General features: G+C 58.3%; 4 protein-coding genes. 3 read left to right on the forward strand and 1 reads right to left on the reverse strand.

What is annotated here, in order from left to right; all coding sequences use genetic code 11:
• From ABX749_RS21670 to ABX749_RS21680, 3 genes are all read left to right on the forward strand, one after another.
• Positions 1-979 (forward strand): DUF1559 domain-containing protein (locus ABX749_RS21670; RefSeq protein WP_372897816.1); only part of this gene is annotated, 979 nt, incomplete at its 5' end.
• A gap of 256 nt (positions 980-1,235) precedes the next feature.
• Positions 1,236-3,335 carry a sensor histidine kinase gene (locus ABX749_RS21675; protein ID WP_372897817.1) on the forward strand — a complete coding sequence of 700 codons (2,100 nt, stop codon included), beginning with the start codon at positions 1,236-1,238 and terminating at the stop codon, positions 3,333-3,335.
• 54 nt (positions 3,336-3,389) lie between these two features.
• Complete coding sequence (locus ABX749_RS21680) at positions 3,390-4,028, forward strand: response regulator (RefSeq protein WP_372897818.1); 639 nt, start codon at positions 3,390-3,392, stop codon at positions 4,026-4,028.
• Between the two features lie 67 nt (positions 4,029-4,095).
• Here the strand turns inward: ABX749_RS21680 and ABX749_RS21685 are convergent.
• Positions 4,096-4,951, reverse strand: an 856-nt coding sequence (locus tag ABX749_RS21685) for a sulfatase/phosphatase domain-containing protein (protein WP_372897819.1), incomplete at its 5' end; no start/stop codon positions are given.

Genomic DNA, 4,951 nt, shown 5'->3' on the forward strand with positions numbered 1-4,951 from the left:
AAGCCCGTTGGTTGCGATGACTCCCTTTTTCGAGCAGCAAGCGTTGTGGAGTCAGATTTCCAACCCGGATCCCAAGACCGTCACGGGCGCACCGCCGCCAGCGACGACCGGACTGACGAACCCGCCGCGTTGGCCAGCCATGGGACCCAATCCGCGAAACTTTTCAGCCAACCCGGGCTACATTCCCTGGGCCACCGAAATCCCGACGCTTCGATGTCCCAGTGACCCCGGCATCGGCTTGCCGGCTTTGGGCCGCACCAATTACGCCTCGTGCATGGGCGACTCTCCCTCACAGTGGATCAGCAATTACAAACGCGGCGACCTGACTCCCAACAGTTCGGGTGCCGTGCAGAACTTCAATTCGGTCTCTCGCGGTGTCTTCATGATGCGCAAAGTGGCCAAGTTCCGCGACGTTCTCGATGGCCTGTCCAACACCATCGCGATGGGTGAGATCATCACGGACTTGGGTAACCGCGATATCCGAGCGGCCGCCTCTTGGGTCCGGCGAGGCGGACAGTGGGTCAACAACAATCCGTCGTACTGTGCCGATGCAAACGAGATCGATCCGGATCGGCCAAAATTCTGGTGCAACGGCGGGCCCGATTGCACCACCCCGGTCGAACTCGCCCACAACAACCGTTCCTCGCGCGGTGCCAACTGGGCCAACTTGCGAGCCCACTGCACGCAAGTCTTCACCGTGCTTCCGCCCAACAGCGAAGTTTGTGTCGGCCAGTGGATCGACAACTCCGGAACGATGCCGATGAGCAGCAACCACCAAGGTGGAGCCCATGTCCTGATGTGCGATGGTGCGGTCGTTTTCATGACGGATTCGGTCGAGGCCGGGGATCGTCACGCCGGTGCCGTTCGCCGAGGCCAAACCGGACCGCGGAGTCCCGGACAAGTGAGCCCCTATGGTTTGTGGGGGGCTCTGGGAACCAAGGCATCCGGCGAAACGATTGAAGAGCAATTGAATCAATAGTTCGGTTGCCATCGATCGAGAAACAACGACAACCTCGCCCCGTCCTGGTGGCGAGGTTTTGACTGCGCTCACGCAAAACCTGTTAAGCTATCGGGATCGCCCAAACATAGGACGGCTTTATCCTGCCGATCATGCACCTGAAAGCGTGGCCGTGACAAATCCAATCGCAACCTTTGTCGGCCTACTCTACCTTGGGCTACTCCCTGTCGGGCTCTGTCTTTGGGGATTCAGCGTCGCGGCTGCCGATGAGCCCTCGGTGAGCAGGATCGCGGATTTGATGGCGACACCGCGTGATCAGGCGATTCAACGACGGCCGATTCGAATCCGAGGAACGGTTTCGTTGATCGGTGACGGGATTACCAGCGCCCCACGGAAAGTCAAAGCGTCGCAGAGCTTTTGCGTCGAGGATTCCACCGCCGGAATTTGGGTCCGTTCCGGACATGCCATTCGTGAGGGCGTGCTCCTCGGCAGCGACCGTGTTTTGCCCGAGCTGGATTATGGGGTCGATGTCGAGCTGGATGGGTACCTTGATCGCGGCGCGTTTGCCCCCGTGATCTTGCCCACCCGAATCACGATCCTGGGCACAAGCAAGCTTCCCGCCGCCTCCCGTGCCTTCAACACACGGTTTCTCAATGGCGCCGATGAACTTCGGCGTGTCACCGTCAATGGCGTCGTGCAGAATATCTCCACGGAATCGTCCAACTGGTGGTCGCTGCGTGTCGAAACCGGCGTCGGGCACTTCGTGACCAGGGTTCCCAAAGATGAACCGTACTCGCCTTCGCGATTGCTCGATGCCGAAGTTGATCTGACGGGGATCGCGGCCGTGTGTTGGAATTGGCGATCAGAATTCGTTTGTCCCCGACTGATCATTGCCCACCGAGAGGACATCCGGATTCTTCAACCGGCCAGTGATCCGTTTGCCGCCGAACGAGTCTCGATCGAAAATCTGGACGGTTACACACCATCGGGACGCCCGCGTCATCGCCGTCGCATCGAGGGCACCGTCACGTACTACGACGGAGACTTGTTACTGTACGTGCAGGAAAACGGAATCGGGATCCAGGTGCGGCTCAACGACCCCCTCTCGATCGAGCTCGGAGACCGCGTCGAGGTATCCGGTTTTATCGATACGTCGCGTTATCTGGCCGGGCTGCGCGGTGCCGTGGTGCGTCGAATCGGGCGACGTGACGATCCCGTTGCGGTTCCATTGACGATCTCCCAAATCATCGAAGACCATCAGGGATTTAGCCAAGGTCAACCCACGACGCCGAGGAGTTGTGATGGTCAACTGATTCAGTTGACAGGCCGGCTACTCGATTTTCAAGTCGGATCCGCGACGGAGCAACACCGCTTGCAAATCGATTGCGGTGACTCGGTCACGACCGCGTTCCTTTCCGGCGACATGAGACCGCTGACGCCGGGAACCGAATTAAAAGCGACCGGCATTGCCAAGCTCGTTTTTTCCGCTCCGGTTGCGACCGCCAGTCTGGCGAAACCGGACCGTGTCGATCTGCTTCTGCGAGATCACAATGACCTCTTGATCCTCAGCACTCCGTCGTGGTGGACCCCTCGCCGAACGTTTAATGCTCTACTGGTCTTAGCGGGATTCGCACTCTCAGCATCCGTTTGGGCGTTTACGATGCGACGAACCTTGGCTCAACGAACCGACCAGCTCGCACGCGAAATGCGCAACCGTCGTGATGTCGCACTCGAGTTCCAAGCGGCGATTCAAGAACGAACCCGACTCGCCGCCAACTTGCACGACACCTTGCTGCAAACCTTGGCGGGGATCGCCTATCAACTCGAGGCTTGTGGACAGCCCGGAACGAAACCCTTTCGAGACCATTTGGAAACGGCCAGCCGCATGATCCAGCACGGCCAGGAAGATCTGCGAAACACCGTGTGGGCGCTGCATTGTCTGCCGCAAACCGAAGGATCGTTTGTCGATTCGGTCAAACAGATGACCCGTAGACTGGTCCAGGGACACGACACGACGATCAACATCCAGAGCGCAGAGAGTTTTCCTGTCCTGGCGGATTTTATCGCGGGGAACTTGCTGCTGGTCATCCAGGAGGCCGTACACAATGCGATCAAACATGCCCGCGCCGAACGCATCGAAGTTGAACTTAGCGGTTCCCCCGACCAAGATCACGTTTCGGTTATCGTGCGAGACCACGGAATCGGTTTTGACCTCAACACGCGTAAGACGTCCAGCGACGGACATTTTGGCATGGAGGGAATGGAGCAACGGATCGAGCGTCTTGGCGGTACCCTGGCGATCGAAAGCCAACGCGGCGTTGGCACGACCATCCATGCGGACATCCCGTTGCGGGAGTTCGACCCGAAGATCGCGTGACGCCACACGTTGAGTCCCAGAGAGGAGCACCCTCGTTTTTCGAGTGACACCGCCATGGCTGAATCTGTTCCGTCGCGACCTCTTCGTTTGCTTCTCGTCGATGATCATGCCGTGATGCGAGCCGGATTGGCGAACATGCTCAACGCGCGTGAGGAATTCGACGTCGTTGCCGAAGCGGACAGTGGGGAATCTGCGTTGACGCTCCATCAAGAGCATTGTCCCGATGTCACGCTGCTGGATATCGCGATGCCGGGAATGGGCGGGCTGGAGTGCCTGCGCCAGCTGAAACAACAGTCTCCCGATGCCAGCGTGTTGATGCTCAGTTCCTCTGAACTGGAACACGACATGCATCACGCGATCGATTTGGGGGCTGATGGTTACATCACAAAAACCGCCATGCCGCCGGAATTGGTTGCGTCGATTCTGGCAGTCGGTCGTGGCGAGTTGTGTATCAGCGACGAAGTCTCACGACGGATCAAGAGTTATTCGGCCACACCGCAATTAACCTCTCGCGAAATCGAAGTGCTGGGGTTGCTTCGCAAAGGAATGAGCAATCCCGATATCGGCTTGATTTTGGGCATCAAGCCGCGCACCGCAAAAGCTCATGTGGCCGCGATCCTGCTTAAACTCGCCGCTCAGGACCGCGCCGAAGCGGTCGCGAGAGGGTTTGAATTGGGATTGCTGCGACCCTGATCGACGAGCGGGATCAGATGGGACAGACTTCCAGCCCGTCATTCCAGCTTTTGATCAGCCGATCCGTTTAATTCCGGCGTGGCACCCACGTCTCGGGCGCGTCGAGCATCAGCGGTTCATGGAACACGGTCAGACCATCGCCCTGTTGTTTGATCCAGGCGTTGAGTTCGGCTTGCAGTTCCTGCTGAACACCACGCAATTGCTCACGACCGGCCAAATTGTTTTGCTCGTGGGGATCTTGCTGCAAATCAAATAATTCGTATTCGGGACGGCCGTGGTGTCGAGCAACCACATCGGCAGCCCGTGAATTCGTCTTGGCCGCCTCGGTCCACTCTTTGAAGTAGTCGCCAGAGGTTTCGCGGAGCAGCAGATCGATGTGGGTGGTGAACGCAAACTCGGGATGCGGATTCCAAATCAGTTTGTATCGATCGGTGCGAATCGCGCGACTCAGATAGACATTCATCATCCGGTCGCCGCTGTGCGTCGTGAAGATGCGTTTGCGATGTGAATCAGTGTCCCCACGAAGGACCGCCGCGAACGAACGTCCGTCGAGATCGTCGGGGATGGCTCCACCGGCGATGTCAATCAGCGTCGGGAAGATGTCGATCCAGCTGACCATCGCGTCCGTTCGGCTTCCCTTTTGGATCTTGCCCGGACGAGTGACGATCAACGGCACGCGGATGCCGTCGTCGTACAGCGTCCATTTGCCGAAGGGGAATTGGGCTCCATGGTCACTGGAAAACACAAACAGTTTGTCTTCCGCCATGTGCTCGTCGGTCAATGCCCGGACTTCGCCCAGGTAGGCATCCAGATCTTTGACTTCCTGCAAGTAACGCGACCGCTGGACTCGCGTTTGCGGAGTATCCAACAGCTTCGGTGGCAACGACATCGAGACCGGCTCGACGGTTGATTCAAACGGCCAG

Source organism: Stieleria sp. (assembly GCF_041595215.1).
In the GTDB taxonomy this organism is placed as follows: Bacteria; Planctomycetota; Planctomycetia; order Pirellulales; family Pirellulaceae; genus Stieleria; species Stieleria magnilauensis.

Excerpts from the sequence above, each read along its gene's own strand:
- ABX749_RS21680 (WP_372897818.1), top strand. The coding sequence starts at position 3,390 with ATGGCTGAATCTGTTCCGTCGCGACCTCTTCGTTTGCTTCTCGTCGAT.